Origin of the sequence: Paenibacillus spongiae (genome assembly GCF_024734895.1) — a bacterium.
Classification (GTDB): Bacteria; Bacillota; Bacilli; order Paenibacillales; family Paenibacillaceae; genus Paenibacillus_Z; species Paenibacillus_Z spongiae.
The window spans coordinates 5,370,818-5,390,997 of record NZ_CP091430.1; the positions used below are offsets into that span (position 1 = coordinate 5,370,818).

Below are 20,180 nucleotides of genomic sequence, written 5' to 3' on the forward strand. Positions count from 1 at the left end.
CCTTTTCAGTGGGCTTCGTTTGCGATGATTACAAATTCGGAGGAATTTCCAGCCGTTCGAAATACCCGTGAGCCAAGTCGATATGCTTCCAGGCCTCATCGGCGAGGAATACCCCATGCCCCGGAAATAAGCTGTCGATGCGCAGCTGCTGCAGTTTGGCGACCGTCGCCGCATAATCCTGTATGCTGCAGTCCCATATGTTCTGGATTACGACCTTCCCTCCGGCAAAAACAGAATCGCCGCCGAACAGCAGCCTCCTCCCGCCTCGCTCCATCATGAATCCGATATGCCCTCGTGCATGCCCTGGCGTATCGAGCACGCGCAGCACGGTGCTCCCAATGACGATCTCGTCATACTCGGAAACTTGCCGCTCCACCGGACAAGCTCTGAATTCATAATCAGCCGGATAAACGCCGGCTCTGACCGCAGCATTCAAGCTGATCTTCTCCCTGTCCGCGTTCTCAATCCACGGCGCAGCTTCCTTGGACGCAATGACCTGCATCCCGTACCGCTCATGAAAAAAAGCGGCTCCTGCGGCATGATCGCCATGAGCGTGCGTCAGGAGCAAATACCGGATCTGACCGGGCTCAATGCCGATCCGCTCCATATTCGCCACGATCCGCTCCGGTTCCACGCCTCCTCCGGCATCGATCAGCGCGAATTCCCCTCCGCCTCCATCCAATACGAAGACATTGCAATCGATGGAATGGGTAAGCTGGGCGCCATGCTTGCCGCTGCCAACCATGAAGATGCCTTCGTGAAGCCGGATCATGATGGAATATAGGCGATGCACTCGATTTCCACGCGCATGCCGCGCGGAAATTTGACGATTTCGAAGGTGCTCCGGGCAGGCGGCTCCTCCTTGAAGAACGTCCCGTACACTTCGTTATAGATCCCGAAATCATCCAATTCATCAATAAACGAAGTCACTTTAACGACATGCTCCAGCGACGTTCCTGCAGCCCGCAATATTTCCTCGATATACGTCAGAACGACATGCGTCTGCTTGCCGATATCCCCCGGATGCAGCACCGCCCCGGTTTCGAGATCGAACGGGCAGGTGCCCGCCACATAGACCATGTCGCCAAGCTTGACCGCTTGCGAATATTTACCGCTTGGTACCGGCGCTTTATCGGTTTTAATAATTTCTTTTCTCATCGACGATTCACTCCCTCTGATCTGGCCGGAGGCCTTATTTCATCATGGATCCCATTAGAGCTGCAAAGCGGTGTGCTCGACAGACGACCGGTTGGCGGCGAGCGTTACGGCGAGCGTCCGTGCGGCGTCGCTGTAGCTGCTTAAGACCGGCTCCTGCGTATGGCGGATAATGGCATCGATAAACGCTTTGGATTGCTCGAAATAAGGTTCCACCGCAGACGTTACGGTCTCATTCTGATTCTCGTCCACAATGGTTAAGGTGAAGCCGTTGTTGCTCAGATGGACGAAGAAATCGGGACCGAACAATTTGACATCGGAGGAGGAATGGTGAACCGACAGACATGATTCCGTGATGCTGCCGATCGTCCCCCCTTCCATCGAGAACGTAATCGCTCCCGCGTCGTAGATGGTTCCTTGAGCTTGCTGCCGGTCGAAGGACACGCGCCCGAATTTGGCTTCGATCTCTTGGAATTCGCCGGCCAGATAACGGATCATGTCCACCTGATGCGTGACGGCATCCACCAGATGCCCGCCGGACATATCCAGCTGATGCCACCAGCGTGCCGGATGAGAGCCGCCGAACCGATAAGCCTGGATCAAATGCGCCTGGCGTCCGTTCAAGTAGGCCTTGGCCTGCTGGACCGTATCCAGATAACGAAGGCAGTAGCCTACCGAATGAATAATGCCCGATTCGAGAATCGCCTTCTCCTTCTGAAGCACCTCTTCTACATTCAATCCGAGCGGCTTCTCTACGAACAGATGAATGCCCCGCTTGGCCGCGAGCTCCTCCAGATTGCCTCTGGCGAACTGCGGCGTGCAGATGTACACGGCATCGATCCGGCCCGGATCCAGAACATCCTCCGCGCTGTCCATGACCTGCGCCCCGGTGCGCTCCGCAGCATTGGCCGCATTCTCCGGGCTCACATCGTAGACCGATACGATCTCCGCTTCATCGATCCGCTTCAAGCTTTCGATATGAAGCGAGGCGATGCCGCCTACTCCAATAAATCCGATTCTTAAGCTCATCCTCATCCAACCTTTCATATGGCTCAGATATAATCGACATTCTTGACTGCAAGCAGTCAAGTGGTGATTTGCCTCATAATATTCGCTGCTGCCCTGATGATACCTGCATAGATAGCGGTACATTTCATACTTTGTTCGCGCTTCCAATAGCGCCTGAGAATGTCCGGTCATTTACGTGCCGGTTTATATATAGCGCAGCAAGCGTTCGATATCGCCGCTGTCGTTGAACGCATGAATCGATACGCGAAATCTGCCGTCGCCCCCCCACAAATAGATACGCTCCTTCCGGAGCATCTCCGCGATTTCGGCGCCTTGGCCGGATACGACGCAAATATTGCCCGCGCGGTGCTTAGGTTCATGCGGAGTCATAACCTCATAGCCCTTCTCCATGAGCCTGCCGGTTAGCTCGCTTCCAAGCTGCAAAATATGCTCCTCAACGCGGTCGATGCCCGCCTGTAAGAGGAGTCCCGTCGAGAATTCAAGCGCATATACGGTAGGGTAGCTCGGGTATCCGGTCTCGAACCGCCGGCTGTCCGCGAATAATTCGTATTGGTTATAGCGCTGAGGACTGAACATATCCGCAACGCTCCGCCAGCCGATGGTGCGGGGAATAAAGCCTGACAACCGGGCAGGATTCACGGCGAGAATCCCGAGGCCGTGCAACCCCAGCAGCCACTTATACGAGCTGCATACCACGAAGTCGGAGGCATTCATGTCAACGGAAACGGCACCCAGCGATTGCGTGGCGTCCAGCAGCAGCAGCGTATCCGTATGCTTCAGGCATTCGTACAGGGAGCGGTAATCGAGCCTCGCCCCGGACAGGTAGCTGACGTGGCTCGCCATGACCAGCCGGGTGCGGCTGTCCACCTCGGCCAGGATATCATCCGGAGCAATTTGCCAGTTCCGGTGAGGGACGACCCGCACCTCGACTCCCCGTTCCTTCAGCATCAGCCACGGCAGAACGCCGGAAGGAAACTCCAGGTTATTGATCACGACATTATCGCCTGGCCGGAACTCAATCGAGCCGGCAATCATGGAAATAATCTCCGACGAGTTCGACAGAAAGCCGATGTTCTCCGGTTTACCCCCGAGCAGCCTGGCGATGTTCGCCTTGCATGAGGCTTCGATAAGGCTGTTATGATCCCGGCCTCCCGGCCCGTCGCTTCTAAGCTTCAAGTAATCGTCGACCGCCGCATGGACCCCTTTCAATGGAGGGGTCTCCGCACCGCTGTAGAACCACGTGCTCGTATCCAAATCGGCAAAGAGACTCTTACTCAATAACGCTTCCAAATACGTCCACTCCTCGCTTTGGAATCCACTCGCCTGTACTAGAACCAGGCGCGATTATCAAATTCGGGATCAGTCGCTTTCCTCATGTCGGCAAATTCGCAATAGGAGCGGTAAATATGGCTTCGCATCACATTCTCCGCTTCATCCGGATCCCGCTTGCTTAACGCCTCGATCAGCTCGAGGTGCTGCCAGGCCTCCTTCTCCTTCGTTGAAGCGCTGCCCAGAATACGATTGACGAGCGAGATCTGGAAGGAAATCGTTCTGTACATCGCAATGAGCCGCTCGTGCGAGGAGAGCTCGATAATCGTTTGGTGGATGTGCAGAGAATCGGGAAGCAAAGATGAAACCGAATCGTCGTGAACCTTCGCTTTCATCTGTTCATAGAAGCTCTGCAGCGCCCGAACATCGTCATCCGTCGCCTTCATGACGGCCAGCCGGATCGCCAATCCTTCATAAACCGCCCTCAGCGAATAGATTTCGAAGACATCCTTCATACGCAATTCGCGAACCTGTGGCCCTCTATTCGGAACGATCACGATAATGCCCTCGCCCGACAATTGACGAATCGCCTCGCGGACCGGCGTCTGACTGATGCCGTAATCCTTGGCCAGCTTCGTCTCCACGATCCGGTCGCCGGGATTTAATTCACCCTCCAGAATTTGATTCTTAATCAGCTCCACCAGATCTCCGCTTATACTTTGCTTTGTCAGCAGATGCGGCTTCGTCGCTTTCACCATCAATCAACCTCTATTTCTAATGATAATTACAATTGCAGATCGAACGAATGGACGGGAAACAGCCTTTCTTTCTTACAACCGACAACAAATTGTTTATCCAGGAGGACCTCTTCTTACCAATCATATATTATATATAATATAAAATGCATAATTTCTTGTAAACGCTTTTTTTGGTTTTTTTAAAAGTTGCATACAAAATAAAAAACCGCCGGATCTGCTCGTCCAGCGGTCTTCTATGCAATTCGAGCATCCTGCAGTGCGACGCGCAATCGATTCTGCCGCGATACTACAGGATCGGCGACAAGAGGCGTGTGACGGACTCCTTGATCTTCTGCGTGCGCGACCTTGCGCTGTACTCCGTTAACGTAAGCTCCCGGCAGTATATTCGGTCCATATCGAAAATCTGCTGGAGCTGATCCGCCGTCTTGCTGTCATAGATGATCGCGTTCGCCTCAAAGTTCAGCTTGAAGCTTCGTATGTCGCAATTCGCCGTACCTACGGAACCGATCTTTCCGTCCACCACAATCGACTTGGCATGAAGAAAGCCTCTTTCATAGAGCAGACATCTTCCGCCCGCTTCCAGCAGATCGCCCAAATAGGAGAATGATGCCCAGTAGACCATCTTGTGATCCGGCTTGCTCGGCATCATCAGATTGACCTCCACGCCGGACAATGCGGCCAGCCGCAGCGCCGTGAGCACGCTTTCGTCGGGAATGAAATAAGGCGTTTGAATGCAGATGCTTCGTTTAGCCGAATGAATCATTTTGATAAACGCATTCTTAATCTGTTCCTCGGACTCGTTCGGCCCGCTTGAGACGATTTGAACCCCGACATCCCCATGTGCCGGGCCGATTGGAAAATAGTCAAGTGTCTCGGGGAGCGGCGCATCGGAAGCCAAATTCCAATCCAGATAGAAAAGCCCCTGCATCTGCAGGACGGCGCTTCCGCGAATCCGAAGATGCGTATCCCGCCAATAGCCGTACCGCTTGTCAAGACCGAGGTACTCGTCACCGACGTTGAAACCGCCGATATATCCTGTCTCTCCGTCAATAATGGCGAGCTTCCGATGATTCCGGTAGTTGACGCGAATGTTCAGATAGAGGATTTTCAACGGGAAGAAGGCTGCGACCTTTCCTCCCGCATGCAGGAGCGGGGTGAAGTAGCTGCTGCGCAGATGCCAGCTTCCGATGGCGTCGTATAGGAACCGTACCTCGACGCCTTGTTCGGCTTTGGCCGTCAAGGCTTGAATGAGTCTCCGGCCTATCGCATCATCACGCACAATATAATACATGAGATGGATATGTTCCTTGGCATCGGCGATCGACTTCAGAAGATCCTCGAACTTGTCGTTGCCGTCCGTATAGATATGGACATCGTTATCCTGCGTATACAAAGCAGGACCGCTCGTTAAGTTCATGTAGATCAAATCGCGGTAGGGAATAATCGCGGGATCCTTGAACGTAATTTCGTTATGAAGGTACGCTTTGCGCTGGCCTTCCACGATGGCTTTAATATCCCGGCTGGTCTTCTTGCTGATCTTATACAGCTTCACCTTGCTCAAATTTTGCCCGAACAGCAGGTAGAGCGCAAACCCGACAACCGGGATAAAGAGCAGAATCATGAGCCACGCCCAGGTGACGCCAACATTGCGCCGCTCCAGGAAGATGACCGTCGCGGCAAGAATAAGGTTGAGAACGATTATGATTACGGATATATTCTGGTACACTAACATTGCTTCTCAAGGCCACCTCAATTCAACCTGTATCAAACATACTATAGCGCATTGTCGATAAGTTGGCAAAGGCTCCCTGCTGCATTAAAAAAAGCTGCCCCAGCTTCTAGGCAGCCCGCGTAACGCTGTTGAATACAGCTCTATCTAGCCATCCAACCGCCGTCTACGCAGAGTACATGACCGTTCATATAGTCGGATGCAGAGGAAGCCAGGAATATGGCCGGTCCCTTCAGATCGTCCGGCTTTCCCCAACGTCCGGCAGGAATACGCTCGGTAATGGAGTTGTAACGCTTCTCGTCGGCTATGATTGGAGCCGTATTATTCGTCGTCATGTAGCCTGGCGCAATCGCGTTGATGTGGATTCCGCTTCCTGCCCATTCATTGGCCAGCGCCTTCGTAATACCGGCTATTCCATGCTTGCTGGCCGTATACCCCGGGACATTAATGCCGCCTTGATAACTAAGCATGGAGGCAATGTTAATGATCTTGCCGTTTCCGCGCTGCAGCATATGGCTGCCCACCAGCTGACAGAGGAAGAAGACCGCATCCAAATTGAGCGCCATAACGTCATGCCAATCCTGACGCTTGTGATCCGCGGCGGGCATGCGGCGGATGATTCCCGCGTTATTAATCAGAATGTCGATGCCGCCGGATAGACGGAGCGCTTCCGATACGACGCCTTCCAGCAGCTCTTCCTTGCTTAGATCGGCCGCAATGAAATGCGCTTCTCTGCCGAGAGACCGTATCTGATCGACCGTCTCCCTGCTCTCCGAAGAAGATACGGCGATAATGTCGGCTCCGGCCTCAGCCAGTCCGACCGCCATCGCCTGTCCAAGACCTCCGGAAGCACCGGTGACTAGCGCGCGCTTGCCTGTAAGATCGAATAATTGCATCGTCATCGCACCTTTTCTTCAATATTCCACTTCGATTCCGGCCGCCCGAAACGCAGCAGCCGCCTCGGGATCGCATCCGCTGTCCGTAATAATTCGAGCCGCCTCGGTTAGCCCGGCGAACGTACGAAGCGCCGATTGGCCGAATTTATAATGATCGACGACGGCGTAAACGGTCGCGCTCGATTCAATAATAGCCCGCTTATAGGCGATCAGATCGTTCGTATAGATCGTAAACCCGTGCTGCAGATGAACGCCGGTGGAGGAAATGAACGCCTTCTTAATATTCAGCGTCCGAATATACGAGGGAGCCTCGGGACCTGCAAGCATGTTGCGGACCCGGCTGCCTCCGGGCACGACCAGACGAATCTCATCCCTGCGAACTAGCTCGCTAATGATATTCAGATCGTTGGTAACGACCGTCAGCGGCATATTATCGAGACGGCGCGCGATCTCAAGCGTCGTGCTTCCGCCATCGAGCGCGATAATGTCGCCGGGCTCGATATAGTTGAGGGCGCGTTCGGCGGCTTCCGCTTTCTCGGCCTGGCGCGTCAGAGCCGGACCTTTGGCTGACAGGAGGCCAAGCTGCTCGCCATGGGCCAGCATCGCGCCGCCATGTACGCGCAGGAGCAGCCCCTTCTCTTCCAGCTTCGCCAAATCCTCGCGAATCGTCTTGCCCGTAACGGCCAGACGGTCACTCAGCTCGTTCACCGTCACTTCCTTGCGCTCGAGCAGCATTTCCATTATGATCTCATATCTTCGGAGCGGGTTCATCGAATCATCCGTTTCTGCAGCGTATTTTCTTTATCTTAAATCCTTCATGGAGACTGCGTCCATATCTTCGAACGTTTGATTCTCGCCCGCCATTCCCCAAATAAACGTATAACTGCCCGTCCCTACGCCGCTATGAATCGACCAGCTCGGCGAGATAACCGCCTGCTCATTGCGCACGACGAGATGCCGCGTCTCCTGCGGCTCACCCATGTAATGGAAGATAACGCCGTCATCCTGCATATCAAAGTAGAAATAAATTTCAGATCGGCGGTTATGCGTGTGGCAAGGCATCGTATTCCACATATTGCCCGGTTTCAGCAGCGTCATGCCCATTACGAGCTGACAGCTCTGTACGCCTCCCGCATGAATGTAACGGTAGATCGTCCGTTCATTGGAATTGGAGATGCTGCCCAGATGATTGGGGGATGCTTCGCTGATGGCGATCTTTACCGTTGGATACGTTCGGTGGGCGGGGGCCGAGTTCAAATAGAATTTCGCCGGTTCGCCGGCGTTTTCGCTTGAGAAGATTACTTCCCGTGCACCGAGTCCGATATACAGGCCGTCCTTGGAGCCCATGCTGTAAGCCGTTCCGTCTACCGTCACCGTGCCCTGCCCGCCGACATTAATGATGCCGATCTCGCGTCGCTCAAGAAAAAAGTCGGCCCCCATCTCCTTCTTGTCCGCCTCCAGCTGCACAGGCCGGCCAATCGGCAGAGCGCCCCCGACGATGAACCGGTCCACATGGGTATAAGTAAGCTTCAATTCATTCGGAACGAATAATGATTCCATCAGAAATTCCTGGCGAAGCCTAGGCGTATCGAAGCTCTTCACTTCGTTCGGATGGGAGGCATAGCGGATATCCATCAGCAGAACATCTCCTTATAGGTTCATATTGGTATATATAGGTTCATATTACTTCGAATCATCCGTAATTTCAATCAAAATATACCAATTCGGAAGAGATATTTGGATTCCGACTGATATGAACCTAGCCCGCTGCGCAGGCAGCATGTTCATCCGATCGCTATTGCTTCCCTGTTTTCTTTGTTACGCGTCCGCTTCATTCTTTTGTCAAAAACAACTATACTGATTCAAAGAATATGAAATGAAGGGGCTGCTACCCATCTATTTATCCGAGCTGATTGCCAAATCTCCAATCGTTCCATTCATTCGCGAAAGCGACTTCGCCATACGCAAGCCATGGAACATGCCCGAACGGCGGCTGTTGGACTACCTGCTCGTCTATATCCAGGAGGGCGAATGCTTTTTTCGCGTGGACGGGACCACGTTTCCGCTGAAGAGCGGCGACATTTGTCTTATTCAACCAAACAGTCTCACCTACCTGGAGGGCCGGACGAATTCGATCACTCCGTTCGCCCATCTGGACTTCTTCTATAATCCCGAGCGGGAGAGCAGCTTCCCGACACGGGCCGGACAAACCGATCTGAGCGGCTATTCCCATCTGCTGCAGCCGAGATTAAATGATCAGCAAGGAATCGATATACCGGTCCGTTTAAAACCGAAGCGGCCCATCGTGCTCCGCGACAAGCTGTTCGCGATGGTCGAGAGCTGGCAGCACCGCGATACCATTATGCAGCTGCGCGCGCAAACGCTGGCCACGGAAATTCTGCTCGACATATTGGAAGACCACACCGATCTTACCAAAGCCGAGCGGGCGGCGCCGCAGCCGCTCAATTGGATTACCTCCTTCTTCTCCTTCAACCTGTCCGAACCGCTGACAATCCAGGAGATGGCTCGCAGAGCGAATTTGTCGCCATCCCGGTTCAGCGCGAAATTCAAAGAAGAGTTCGGCGTGCCGCCTCATCAATATGTGCTCGATTTGAGAATACGCCACGCCCGGGAGCTGCTTAAGACAACCGATATCGGAATCGACGAAATCGCAGCCTACTGCGGATTTGCAGACATTCACCACTTCTCGAAGGCATTCAAAAAAGCGGTAAACACCGCTCCTGGCGCCTACCGCAAAATTAGCCGCAACGGCTCCGGGCCCGCCCAGCTGCCGCCAACATAGGAAGAGGCCAGCCCGATCGAATCCGGCTGACCTCTTAAATCTTGAGTCGTCTATCCTCATCGGAAGGACTCAAGCCGATATGCTGCGAACCGATATTGCGGCTCCCTATGAAGAAGTGGAGGCAATGCTCTCCGGAATTCGGGATAAAATCAGCCCGGCCGTTTCTTCCACCGCTTTGTTCGTAACGTCGATAACTTCACATCCAAGCTTCTTCATAACACTCTGGGCAAACACGATCTCTTCCTCGATCCGTTCTACCGATGCGTAACGGGAGCCAGGCGGAAGCCCCATCGCTATAAGACGCTCGGACCGGATGGAGGCGAGCTTCTCCGGATCCATCGTAAGTCCCACGATTAAGCCATCCGGCCTCACCTTCAGCTCGGAGGGCACGTTCATCTCCGGCACGAGCGGCAGATTGGCGGCGCGGACGCCCTTATGCGCCATGTAGATGCATATGGGCGTCTTGGACGTACGGGAAACGCCGATCAGGACGACCTGGGCCAGCTGCAGCCCGCGCATATCTTTGCCGTCGTCATATTTGACCGCAAACTCCATGGCATCGATTTTGCGAAAATAGGCGTCGTCCAGCGTATGCAGCAAACCGGGCTGCTGCTTCGGCGAATCATTGAAGGTGTCGACAAACGCCTGCATCATCGGCCCCATCACATCGACCGCACGCACGCCGCGTCGAATGGCTTCTTCCTTCATCATCTCGCAGAGCTCCGGCTGTACCAGTGTAAAGGCGATGAATCCGCCGGTCCGGGCCGCCTCGTCCACGATGGCGATAATTTCATCCTCATGTTTAATATGCCCGTAACGCTTCAGCTTCACTTGATTGAACGCAAACTGCCTCATCGCTGCCTTGACGACAGCTTCGGCCGTCTCGCCAACGGCATCCGAGCAAACATATATGTGCTGATTCTGATTATTGATCAGTCCCAATCCCGGCTTCCCCCTATTCATGAATCTCGTCCGCCGCTTCCAATAACCGCCGTAGAATCGTCGTCTTTCCAACCCAACCGACGACTTCACGTTCCGGCGACAGCACGGGCACGCCGTCAAGACCATGCGCTAGCATAATACGTACGACCGTCTCTACGAGGTCTTCCGGACCTACCGCAGCCATGTCCGGCAGGCGCGACATAACCATTCCAACCGGCATCGAGCCCGCCTGCGAATTGCCCAGCGTCAGCTTCAGCATGTCCTTGGCGGTGACGATACCTAAGAAACGTTTCTGATCGTCAATGACCGTCAGCGTCTCCGCATTCTCAAGAAACAACGTCACAACCGCCTCATGCACGGAGAGAGACCCCGTCACGATGACAGGCATTCCCTGCACCTGCTTAACGGATATGCTCATCCAATTGGGAGCAGAAGCTTCTGCCTTATGCAATTCACCGGGAAAATAGCCGACCTTCGGTTTGGCGCTTAACATATGCAGCATGACCAAGAGCGACAAGTCCGATCGGATTGTCGCCCGACTCAGGCCGAGCATCTCGGCAATCTGGTCCCCCGTTATTGGCGCATGCGCTTTGACAAGTTTTACGATGTCAAGTTGACGCGCGGTCAGTTCGATGTCGATCCACTCCATTCCAATCGTTGTCAATCTTAAGTTTAATCGGAAACCACCGCTCTAGACAAGTGCGCCGGCGTTCCGGAACAAATAAGATTTATTCGGCAAATAATGCGTTGCATGCACATGCCTAACGGTTTGCGTCTTCGCGCGCATAACGATCGAGTGCGTCTCCACGCGCTGATCCGGCAAATAGCGGACGCCGCTGAGAAATTCGCCGGGCGTTATGCCCGTTGCGGCAAAAATAACATCGCTTGTTCCGACCATATCGTCCATCACCAATACCTTCCGGGGATCGGACAACCCCATCTCCACGCAGCGGGCAAATTCCGTCTCATCCGCCGGCATGAGTCTGCCCTGGAGCTCGCCGCCAAGGCATTTCAGCGCCGCCGCAGCCAATACGCCTTCCGGAGCGCCGCCGGAGCCCATATACAGATCAATGCCTGTCTCAGGGAAAGAAGGAGCGATTGCGCCGACAACATCGCCATCGGACAAGAGCTTGATTCTTACCCCGATATTGCGCAAGGTTTGAATCAGCTGGGTATGGCGTTCCCGATCCAGCAGTACGACCGTCAGATCCGATATGTTTTTGTCCAGCGCCTTTGCAGCCTTTGCGATCGTCACTTCAGGCGAGTCGGTAATGCTTAGCAGACCGCGGAGGGCCGGACCTACGGCAAGCTTCTCCATATACATGTCCGGAGCATGCAGCAGCTGGCCCTTAGGAGCCACTGCGATGACCGACAGCGCATTGTTCAACCCTTTCGCGACAATTTCCGTTCCTTCCAAAGGATCGACGGCCACGTCGACCTCCGGACCGTCGCCTCCGCCGACTTTCTCCCCAATATAAAGCATTGGCGCCTCGTCCATCTCGCCTTCCCCGATGACGACTGTTCCCTGAATCGAAACCGTGTCAAACATGAGACGCATGGCCGAAGTAGCCGCCCCATCCGCCTCATTCTTGTCCCCGCGTCCCATCCATGGCGCGGAAGCCAATGCCGCAGCCTCCGTCACCCGTACAATTTCCAGCGACAACTCGCGTTCCATGACGAACCACACTCCCAATCTCTCTTTTGATCTCTCTTAGCTAGAAAAATTGTACTACTTAATTATTTATTGCGCAATATATCTTTATATAATACACATTACATTCTCATTATGTCATTAATCAGCCGAAAATAGATAAAAAACCACCTCAAGAGCGTATTACACACTCTTGAGGTGGCTTATTGGCTGCAAACAGCGTATCCGCTTGCTTACAGTTTAATGATTTGTCCGGTAGCTTGGGATTCGAAAGCGGCCAAAATGACCTGCAGGGATTTCAATCCTTCTTCGCCGGAGATGCTTGGCGGATTGCCCGATACGATGGAATCGATGAAGGCATCGATAACGCCGCTGGTCTCCTGCTTGTCGTTCGTTGAAATTGCGCCTACTTTGTACTTTTCCACCGTGCCGTTACGCAGCTCGACAATGACTTGATCGTCCGGATGCGTACCGATTTTCATGACGCCGTTCTCGCACCACAGCACCGTGCTGTTGTCTTCGCCTTTGTAGTACGTCCAGCTGGCAACAAGCGAACCGATGGCACCGCTCTTCATCCGGAGCAAGCAGGTTGCGTTATCGTCGACTTCCGTACCTTCTTTATGCTGCGTTCCAATGAAAGCTCCTACTTCCGACACTTCGTCGCTGAGCAGGTACCGGATCAGATCGGACTTGTGAACGCCCAGATCGCCCATAGCGCCCATAATGGCTTCTTCCTTGTTGAAGAACCAGCTGTTGCGTCCGTCTACGCTCCAGCCTTCAGGTCCCGGATGTCCGAAAGAAGTACGGAACGTAAGCACTTTTCCAAGCGCTCCGGTTTCCAGGATTTCCTTCGCCTTCACGTGAGGAGGCATCAGGCGCTGATTATGGCCGACCATCAGGAACACGTTGTTTTTCTTCGCGGCTTCGATCATGGCCAGACCTTCTTCTGTCGTTGTAGCCATCGGCTTCTCGACCAGAACATGGGCTCCGGCATTGGCTACATCGATGGAAACAGGCGCATGCAGTACGTTAGGCAGGTTGACGCTTACTGCGTCAGGCTTCTCGATTTTCAGCATTTCTTTATAATCGGTATAAGCTTTCGCACCGTATTTGTCGGCAAACAGCTGCGCCCGTTCAGGCACAAGATCGACGAATGCAACGAGCTCTACGTTCGGATGATCCGCATATTCCGGTACATGGCGAAACCTTGAAATCGAACCGCAGCCGATGACTGCCACTTTAACTTTTGACATTAGAATTCGTCCTCCTGTTAAATAACATACATGTTATGGATGAGTAATAACCAGCGCGTGCGTGTCGGGACAGTACGTCGACTTGCCGTCATTATGCTGCAAGTCTCTTATAATTGGGATAAATAGTTCTCTTTCACCCAGTTCAGGCTGTTAGCAATACTTTCGAGCGGCGGATTCTGGCAGTTGTCCTGCTCGACAAGAAACCACTCCACATTCGCTTCCGAAGCTGCCGCAATGACTTCCTTCAGCGGAACATCGCCTTGTCCAAGCTCAAGCGTCACCATATTGCCCTGCTCGTCTTTGGTGAAATCCTTCAAGTGGAGAAGCGGCAGACGGCCGGCATACTTGCGAATGTACGCAAGCGGATCCTGCCCGGCAAACTGAACCCAGCAGACGTCCATCTCGACCTGAATATCTTCCGGCGCAGAAGCGGAGTAAATCGCATCGAATACGTACTCGCCATCCATCTGAAGATGGAATTCAAAATCATGGTTATGATACGCAAACTGCAGCCCCTGCTTGCGGACTTCAGCTCCGGTTTCGATCCAGAATTCGATATGCTTCTTCCAATCTTCCACCTGCCCGCGCTCGGATTCCGGCAACCACGGACAAATGATATAACGCCCGCCAATCGCTTTCAGGTAGTCGATTTCTCCCTGCAGATCCTCGCGAAGACGATCCATTCCGACATGACTCCCGACGGCCTTCAGCCCGGTCTCCTTCAGGAGCTCCTTCATCTCAGCCGTCGATAGTCCACCATACCCTGCAAATTCCACGCCTTCATAGCCAAGCTCCGCAACTTTCCGCAGCGTGCCGGCAAAATCGGCAGCAGTCTCATTCCGCAGCGTGAATAATTGCAGGCCAATACCCATTTTTCTCATCGGATCAGACACTCCTTTAAACGTAATGGTAAAGCCAGGCCGGGCGCCGGGTTCATTCCTGGGACAAACCCTTCCCTATTGCTGATTTGACTACATCTTACTACGAAATGGCTTAAAACGAACATAAACGATATAATGATAACATCGAATATTTGACTATCATTTTCTAGCAAGGGGTCAAGAACATGAAATCCGAATCCACCGTTCTCTCCTGCGGCTATTCTTATCATACCCAACGGTTTGACGATCAGCACAACAATGGTCTTCACTCCTATCTGTTCCGCCTCCAAACCGAAGGTCACAGTGAAGCGGTCATTCAAGGGCGTCGAGTCGCGCTCCGGCCCGGCGATTTGCTGCTGCTGGAGCGGGGATCGACCTATGAGCTGCATGTGCAGGAGCACAGGCACAAAGGGGGAGAAGCCTCGATTGCCAGCGGCGATTATTACATTCTTTGCGAAGGGGAGTGGATCGATAGCTGGTGGACGCGCTCCTCAAAGCCGTCGCTCGCACATATCGATCCGGATGAGAAGCTGTTAGGCTTGTGGCGGCATCTCATTGCCGAGAAACGGCGCCAGCCGGGAGGGGAGGATCGTGAGCTCATCGATTATTTGCTTCGAACGATATGCTTATACTTGGAACGGGCCGTGACGGAAGCACAAGCGCCGAGTGCCCGTCCCCCATTTGCCGTGCTGCGGATGAAACGATATATCGAGGAGAATGCGACGAGCCGGTTCAAAATCGAGGATGCCGCGAAGTATGCCGGCCTAAGCACGTCCCGTTCCGTCCATCTATTCAAGCAGCATGTCGGCCAGTCCATGATGGCCTATGCGACCGGAGTCCGTTTATCCGCTGCGCTCGAACGGATGAAGTATACGTCCATGACGCTCCATCAGATCGCTGAAAACTGCGGCTTCGGCGAATATTCGTATTTCCATAAAGTATTCAAGCAGTATTACGGCATCTCGCCCGGCGTTTATCGAGACAGCATTACGAATGCAGCCGATGAGAACCTCGCCACAGCAAAATCCGCTGCCGACGGCTATCTCTAACCGCCGGTGAGTATTTCGCACGATGGCTCCGCCTCCGCAGTCGGCAGGGCGGCTTGAACGGGCTAACGGACATAGGTTCCGCTATTGTGTCGTTTCGGGGGTTTTTGCGAGTGTTGCAGACCTGAGAGCCCTTATTTGGCGGAACACGCAGCGAAATCGATGTTCCTTATGAGAATAACGGATCTGATGTCCGCAACTAGCTCATAATGACCTAAATTCGACGATTAGCGGATCTTGTGTCCGTAACGATTCAGCACCTGCAATGTAAAGAAGGCCCCCTTGTCATCAACGGACAAAGAGGCCATATGTGGGTTTATTCAGCTAAAGAATTCCTTAAGCTTCTTCAACGAAACGGTTGGTAAGGCTTCCCAGCTTCTCGATCTCGATCGTTACGACGTCGCCTGGCTTCACATACACTTGTTTTTCCGGCGGATAGCCCATAACGACGCCTTCCGGCGTGCCGGTCAGAATAATATCTCCGGGCGCAAGTGTCATGTGCTGCGAGATGTAGCTGACAATTTCGTCGCACTTGAAAATCATATCCGCAGTATTGGAGTTCTGACGGACTTCACCGTTCACGATCGACTTGATCACAAGATCGTTCGGGTTGCCGACTTCATCCGCAGTGACCAGGTAGGGGCCGAGAGGGCTGAAATCGTCGCAGGTTTTGCCTAGCAGCCATTGCTGCGTGCGCAGCTGCAGGTCGCGCGCAGACAAGTCGTTAACGGCGGCATAGCCGAAGACATGATCCAGCGCTTGCTCCTGCGGCACATATTTGGCGCGCTTGCCGATTACGATAACGAGCTCAGCTTCATAATCGAGCTTCTCGGTTACCTTCGGAACGGCGATATCTTTCTTGTGGCCGGTGAGCGTGTTATTGAATTTATTGAACAGGATCGGATATTCAGGAATCGGCGCATTCGTTTCTTCGGCATGCTTGCGGTAGTTGAGTCCGACGCAGATGATCTTGTTCGGGCGTGTGACGCAAGGCCCCCATTCAACCGCTTCTTCGTCAAGCACATAAGCGGCATCGCCCGCAGGCAAACCGTCTACATAAGCTTGCAGAGCGGCAACCGCTTCGCTGCCGCCTTCAATGACGGCCATAACATCCTGAGGCACTTGTCCGCCGGCAGGCTGCACCGCCAATGCTGCAGCAATATCGATAATGCCGGCTTCCGTCTTTACGCCCAATGCGGGCTTTCCATCCTGCATAACGGTTACGAGTTTCATGGTATGATAGCCTCCTAAAAGTTTTGTGAGTTCTTCGCTCCAATAGAGCGAATTCAAGCAAAACTTGCTTCGTAAGCATAAGCTTCGTTTTGTGAGTTCTTCGCTCCAATAGAGCGAATTCAAGCAAAACTTGCTTCGTAAGCATACGCTTCGTTTTGTGAGTTCTTCGCTCCAATAGAGCGAATTCAAGCAAAACTTGCTTCGTAAGCATACGCTTCGTTTTGTGAGTTCTTCGCTCCAATAGAGCGAATTCAAGCAAAACTTGCTTCGTAAGCATACGCTTCGTTTTGTGAGTTCTTCGCTCCAATAGAGCGAATTCGAGCAAAACTTGCTTCGTAAGCTTACGCTTCGTTTGTTGATTGCCTGACGCGCTTGACCGGACGGCCGCTTAAGCGTTCTTGCCGGACGTCACGCCGCCATCGATGTAGAGCGGCGAGCCCATCATGAATTTCGACTCGTCCGAGGCGAGGAACAGCGCCGCCTTGGCCACATCCTCGGGACGGCCCAAATCGCCGCTAAGCTGGCGCTTCTTCAGCCCTTCGTATGCTTCCTCCGGATTATCGTAGGATTCGCGAAGATACTTTTCGACGAACGGCGTCAGAATGGTTCCCGGCAGCAGCGCATTGACCCGGATATTATAAGGCGCGTAATCGACCTGCATCGACTTGGTCAGCGACAGAACCGCGCCCTTGGTCGCAGCATACACGGCACGCTTGCCCAGCCCGATCTCGGCGATGCAGGACGACATGTTAATGATCGAGCCCGACTTGCGCTCCATCATATGCGGCAGGACATATTTGCTCGGGACATAGACGCCGCGAATGTTAACGTTTACAACGCGGTCCCACATATCCGGCTCAATCTCATGAAGCGCCCCGACGCCGCTAATCCCCGCATTGTTGAACAGGACATCGATATGCCCGAATTGCTTCAGGATCTCGTCCACCATCGGACTGACGGATGCAGGATCAGTTACGTCGGCTTTCATGTACACCGCTTCCCCGCCGGCTGCACGAATTTCCGCTGCCGTCTCTTCGCCTTTCTCCTCCGACAAATCGTTAACGATTACTTTCGCCCCTTCCGAAGCGAATAATATCGCGCTGCTCCTGCCGATGCCTGATGCTGCTCCGGTAATCAGAATTACTTTGCCTTGCAATCTCATCTTCTTTCACTCCTCGTCTTGAGATCTATTAGTTGGAAAGCCGCTCAGCCAGCTCGCATATTTCGCGCTTGGCCGCATCGGCTTTATCCTTCCAGCAATGTACGGGCATCGAGCAGCTTACAGCGTAGACCGCTTCGCCCCGCCGGTTCAATACCGGTGCCGCAATGCAATTAAACCCCATTACCGCTTCCTGCATATCGACCGCATAACCCTGCTCCCTAACCGCAATTAACGATCGCTGCAGTCCCTCGACATCCGGTACCGTATGCGCCGTCAGCGGTTTGAACTCCACATCGGCGAATATCCGCTGCAATCGATCTTCCGGTTCGTAGGCCAGCATCGCCTTGCCGAGTGCCGTCGCATAAGCGGGAAAACGCATACCGGGCTCCGATACGAGACGGACAGGCGACGGCGCTTCCACCTTCTCCAGGTAAAAGACATCCGCTCCCGACAATTTGGCCAATTGCACGGTTTCCCCCAGCCGGTCCCGGGTTATTGCCGCTTCCTGACGGAACTGCTCCTTCACATCGAAGCGCTGCATGTAGGAATAACCGAAATCCGACAGTACCGGACCGACGGCGTAGGAACCGCTAACCTCCCGGATGACCCATTGAAGCGATTCCATGGTTTGCAGCAGCGAGAACATGGAGCTCTTGTTAAAATCCAGCATGCGGGACAGCTCGATCAGCTTGTATTTCCCGGGCTCCTCCGCCAGAACGCGAAGGACAAGATGGGCCTTCTCCAGCGCAGGCACCCAATATTTCGGTTTGTCCGCCATGGCAGATGCTAACCTCCAGTGATGGTTTATTATAATAAACCAGTTTCCTAATAATAAACCTTATCCCGATTATACATGGGCCGCTCCTTCCCGGCAAGACCGTAATGCAAACTTCCTTCACCCCTTTTCCCTTGTCAAGCAGCAGCCCTTATCGAGATTGGACGACAGCCAAACCGGTCGGCCAGCTGTAATCTAACCTGTTATGACCGTCATGTATCATTCCTCTACTGAAGCTGTATGCGCATTCCCGCGATGCATAAGCAGCAGCACGATGCTCAGGCCGAACGCGGCCGCAACGAGCAGGAAGGGAATCCGGGGATCGATCTGGTATGTCCATCCGCCTATGATACCGGCCGGAGATATACAGAGAATGACGAGCACGGACAGAATCGAGAAGATCTTGGCCCGTTGATTGTCGTCGATGGCATTGGCCACCTGCGCTTCCAAATACGGCGAGCTGATCATCATGCCTACCGCCGCCATGATCGTGCTGATGCCAACCCACAACAGGTTTTCCGCCGGGATGACGACGAGCATGACCGTGGATATAACGGAGAGAACGAAGCCGCCGTTCATCGCCGACTGCACGAGCCGTTCCGGTATGCGGGGCATAATCAGCCACATGGTCAGCAGCATAACGACGGAGGAAACCGCCGGAAACAACGAAATCAGATCGCTGTCGATATGCAAATAATCAGCCAAATATAAGGACAGATACGTTCCCTTCATCGTCATTTGAAAATTAAACAGCATGTACACCCCAAAAATAAGAAGAAGAGGCCGGTTCGTTAGCACATTCTTGATCGCGTTCATATACTCGTTTAAGCTTTCCTTCAACCCGAGCTCGCGGGATTCGCGCATTTTGCGCTTGCCGATATCCGTTTCGCGCGTCGTCATATGGCGACCTATAAATTGCAGTGTCATACATACGAATGCAAGGCCGTACATCATCCTAACCCCGGGGACCAGGGAAAAATGGTGCACCAGCAATCCGCCGAGCGGAGCGAACAGCCCGCCTACGACACCGATAAATTGAAGGAGCGTAAAGACGTACGTTCTTACCGAAGGCTCCGTGTCCTCCACCAGCAGGCAGTAGAACGCGGTATGCGGTATCCGTTGGAACCCGTTTACGATTGCCGCAATAACGAACAGCCAGACGTTCTGAGTGACCATCCACAGCAGCGTAGCTACCGACCAGCTCAATAAATCAAAATAGAGCAGGGCATATTTTCTCCCCATACGATCCGTCAAATAACCGCTAATAAATGAAGAAAGCACCTGCACGATCAAGCCGATCGTCGCAATCCAGCCAATGGCCGTTTCGTTCAAGCCTAGTTCAACCATATAGATGGTGGCATAGGTCGTATACATGCTGTACGGAATAAGAAAAAGCGGCTCGAAGGCGAGACAGCCTCTGCTGTTCCCCTTAAGCCTGTGAAACATGGTTCTGCTCATCCGAATACCTCCAAGATGCTAATGATGCTCTGTATATTTCTTACGTTCGATAAGGAGCGGTCATCTCCTGCTCCAAAAAGGGCATTTGACTTTGCCTCTAACTCTTGTTGTAATGGATTTATGAAGAACGCCCTACGGAG

At 53.3% G+C, this 20,180-nt stretch carries 20 protein-coding genes; 2 read left to right on the top strand and 18 right to left on the bottom strand.

The features are described 5' to 3' along the window. Positions 1 to 28 precede the first annotated feature (28 nt). The 9 genes from L1F29_RS24345 to kduI all read right to left on the bottom strand — a co-directional run bounded on the left by L1F29_RS24345 (position 29) and on the right by kduI (position 8,471). Positions 29 to 793, bottom strand: coding sequence for an MBL fold metallo-hydrolase (locus L1F29_RS24345; RefSeq protein WP_258384627.1), 765 nt, complete (start codon positions 791 to 793; stop codon positions 29 to 31). Next, on the bottom strand, positions 769 to 1,158 hold the full coding sequence (locus L1F29_RS24350) for a RidA family protein (protein WP_258384628.1): 390 nt from the start codon (positions 1,156 to 1,158) through the stop codon (positions 769 to 771). Before L1F29_RS24350 ends, L1F29_RS24345 begins: the two co-directional genes overlap by 25 nt. Positions 1,159 to 1,212: 54 nt before the next feature. Beyond that, entirely contained in the window at positions 1,213 to 2,184 is a 972-nt protein-coding gene (locus tag L1F29_RS24355) for a Gfo/Idh/MocA family protein (protein WP_258384629.1), read from the bottom strand. A 183-nt stretch (positions 2,185 to 2,367) separates the two neighbouring features. Then, complete coding sequence (locus L1F29_RS24360) at positions 2,368 to 3,474, bottom strand: aminotransferase class V-fold PLP-dependent enzyme (RefSeq protein ID WP_258384630.1); 1,107 nt, start codon at positions 3,472 to 3,474, stop codon at positions 2,368 to 2,370. Between the two features lie 38 nt (positions 3,475 to 3,512). Further along, complete coding sequence (locus L1F29_RS24365; protein ID WP_258384631.1) at positions 3,513 to 4,211, bottom strand: GntR family transcriptional regulator; 699 nt, start codon at positions 4,209 to 4,211, stop codon at positions 3,513 to 3,515. A 286-nt stretch (positions 4,212 to 4,497) separates the two neighbouring features. Next, the gene (gene cls, locus L1F29_RS24370; RefSeq protein WP_258384632.1) at positions 4,498 to 5,943 is read right to left on the bottom strand and encodes a cardiolipin synthase; all 1,446 of its coding nucleotides are present in this window, start codon (positions 5,941 to 5,943) and stop codon (positions 4,498 to 4,500) included. A 140-nt stretch (positions 5,944 to 6,083) separates the two neighbouring features. Beyond that, positions 6,084 to 6,836 carry a 2-dehydro-3-deoxy-D-gluconate 5-dehydrogenase KduD gene (gene kduD / locus L1F29_RS24375; RefSeq protein WP_258384633.1) on the bottom strand — a complete coding sequence of 251 codons (753 nt, stop codon included), beginning with the start codon at positions 6,834 to 6,836 and terminating at the stop codon, positions 6,084 to 6,086. Positions 6,837 to 6,854: 18 nt separating this feature from the next. Further along, entirely contained in the window at positions 6,855 to 7,607 is a 753-nt protein-coding gene (locus L1F29_RS24380) for a DeoR/GlpR family DNA-binding transcription regulator (protein ID WP_258384634.1), read from the bottom strand. 30 nt (positions 7,608 to 7,637) lie between these two features. After that, positions 7,638 to 8,471, bottom strand: a complete 834-nt coding sequence (gene kduI / locus L1F29_RS24385; protein ID WP_258384635.1) for a 5-dehydro-4-deoxy-D-glucuronate isomerase — start codon at positions 8,469 to 8,471, stop codon at positions 7,638 to 7,640. 241 nt (positions 8,472 to 8,712) lie between these two features. Here kduI and L1F29_RS24390 point away from each other — a divergent pair, with 241 nt between their 5' ends. After that, positions 8,713 to 9,639, top strand: a complete 927-nt coding sequence (locus L1F29_RS24390) for an AraC family transcriptional regulator (RefSeq protein WP_258384636.1) — start codon at positions 8,713 to 8,715, stop codon at positions 9,637 to 9,639. A 105-nt stretch (positions 9,640 to 9,744) separates the two neighbouring features. Here L1F29_RS24390 and L1F29_RS24395 read toward each other — a convergent pair whose 3' ends face one another. The 5 genes from L1F29_RS24395 to L1F29_RS24415 all read right to left on the bottom strand — a co-directional run bounded on the left by L1F29_RS24395 (position 9,745) and on the right by L1F29_RS24415 (position 14,366). After that, the gene (locus tag L1F29_RS24395) at positions 9,745 to 10,575 is read right to left on the bottom strand and encodes a pyruvate, water dikinase regulatory protein (RefSeq protein WP_373876562.1); all 831 of its coding nucleotides are present in this window, start codon (positions 10,573 to 10,575) and stop codon (positions 9,745 to 9,747) included. Positions 10,576 to 10,594: 19 nt separating this feature from the next. Next, positions 10,595 to 11,245 (bottom strand): CBS domain-containing protein, encoded by a 651-nt coding sequence (locus L1F29_RS24400; protein WP_258384637.1) that lies wholly within the window; start codon positions 11,243 to 11,245, stop codon positions 10,595 to 10,597. A gap of 27 nt (positions 11,246 to 11,272) precedes the next feature. Continuing rightward, positions 11,273 to 12,256 carry a class II fructose-bisphosphatase gene (gene glpX, locus L1F29_RS24405; RefSeq protein ID WP_258384638.1) on the bottom strand — a complete coding sequence of 328 codons (984 nt, stop codon included), beginning with the start codon at positions 12,254 to 12,256 and terminating at the stop codon, positions 11,273 to 11,275. Between the two features lie 209 nt (positions 12,257 to 12,465). Then, positions 12,466 to 13,485, bottom strand: coding sequence for a Gfo/Idh/MocA family protein (locus L1F29_RS24410; protein WP_258384639.1), 1,020 nt, complete (start codon positions 13,483 to 13,485; stop codon positions 12,466 to 12,468). 107 nt (positions 13,486 to 13,592) lie between these two features. After that, positions 13,593 to 14,366 carry a sugar phosphate isomerase/epimerase family protein gene (locus tag L1F29_RS24415; RefSeq protein WP_258384640.1) on the bottom strand — a complete coding sequence of 258 codons (774 nt, stop codon included), beginning with the start codon at positions 14,364 to 14,366 and terminating at the stop codon, positions 13,593 to 13,595. 185 nt (positions 14,367 to 14,551) lie between these two features. On the opposite strand from L1F29_RS24415, the gene L1F29_RS24420 reads away from it, so the two are divergent. Further along, positions 14,552 to 15,415 (top strand): helix-turn-helix transcriptional regulator, encoded by an 864-nt coding sequence (locus tag L1F29_RS24420; protein WP_258384641.1) that lies wholly within the window; start codon positions 14,552 to 14,554, stop codon positions 15,413 to 15,415. A gap of 333 nt (positions 15,416 to 15,748) precedes the next feature. Here the strand turns inward: L1F29_RS24420 and L1F29_RS24425 are convergent, their stop codons facing one another. The 4 genes from L1F29_RS24425 to L1F29_RS24440 form a co-directional block, all read right to left on the bottom strand. Continuing rightward, the gene (locus L1F29_RS24425; protein WP_258384642.1) at positions 15,749 to 16,645 is read right to left on the bottom strand and encodes a fumarylacetoacetate hydrolase family protein; all 897 of its coding nucleotides are present in this window, start codon (positions 16,643 to 16,645) and stop codon (positions 15,749 to 15,751) included. A gap of 388 nt (positions 16,646 to 17,033) precedes the next feature. Continuing rightward, positions 17,034 to 17,807, bottom strand: coding sequence for an SDR family NAD(P)-dependent oxidoreductase (locus L1F29_RS24430; protein WP_258384643.1), 774 nt, complete (start codon positions 17,805 to 17,807; stop codon positions 17,034 to 17,036). A gap of 28 nt (positions 17,808 to 17,835) precedes the next feature. Further along, positions 17,836 to 18,585, bottom strand: coding sequence for an IclR family transcriptional regulator (locus tag L1F29_RS24435; RefSeq protein WP_258384644.1), 750 nt, complete (start codon positions 18,583 to 18,585; stop codon positions 17,836 to 17,838). Positions 18,586 to 18,801: 216 nt separating this feature from the next. Beyond that, positions 18,802 to 20,040: an MFS transporter gene (locus tag L1F29_RS24440; RefSeq protein WP_258384645.1), complete on the bottom strand. Its 1,239-nt coding sequence runs from the start codon at positions 20,038 to 20,040 to the stop codon at positions 18,802 to 18,804. Between the last annotated feature and the right edge of the window lie 140 nt (positions 20,041 to 20,180).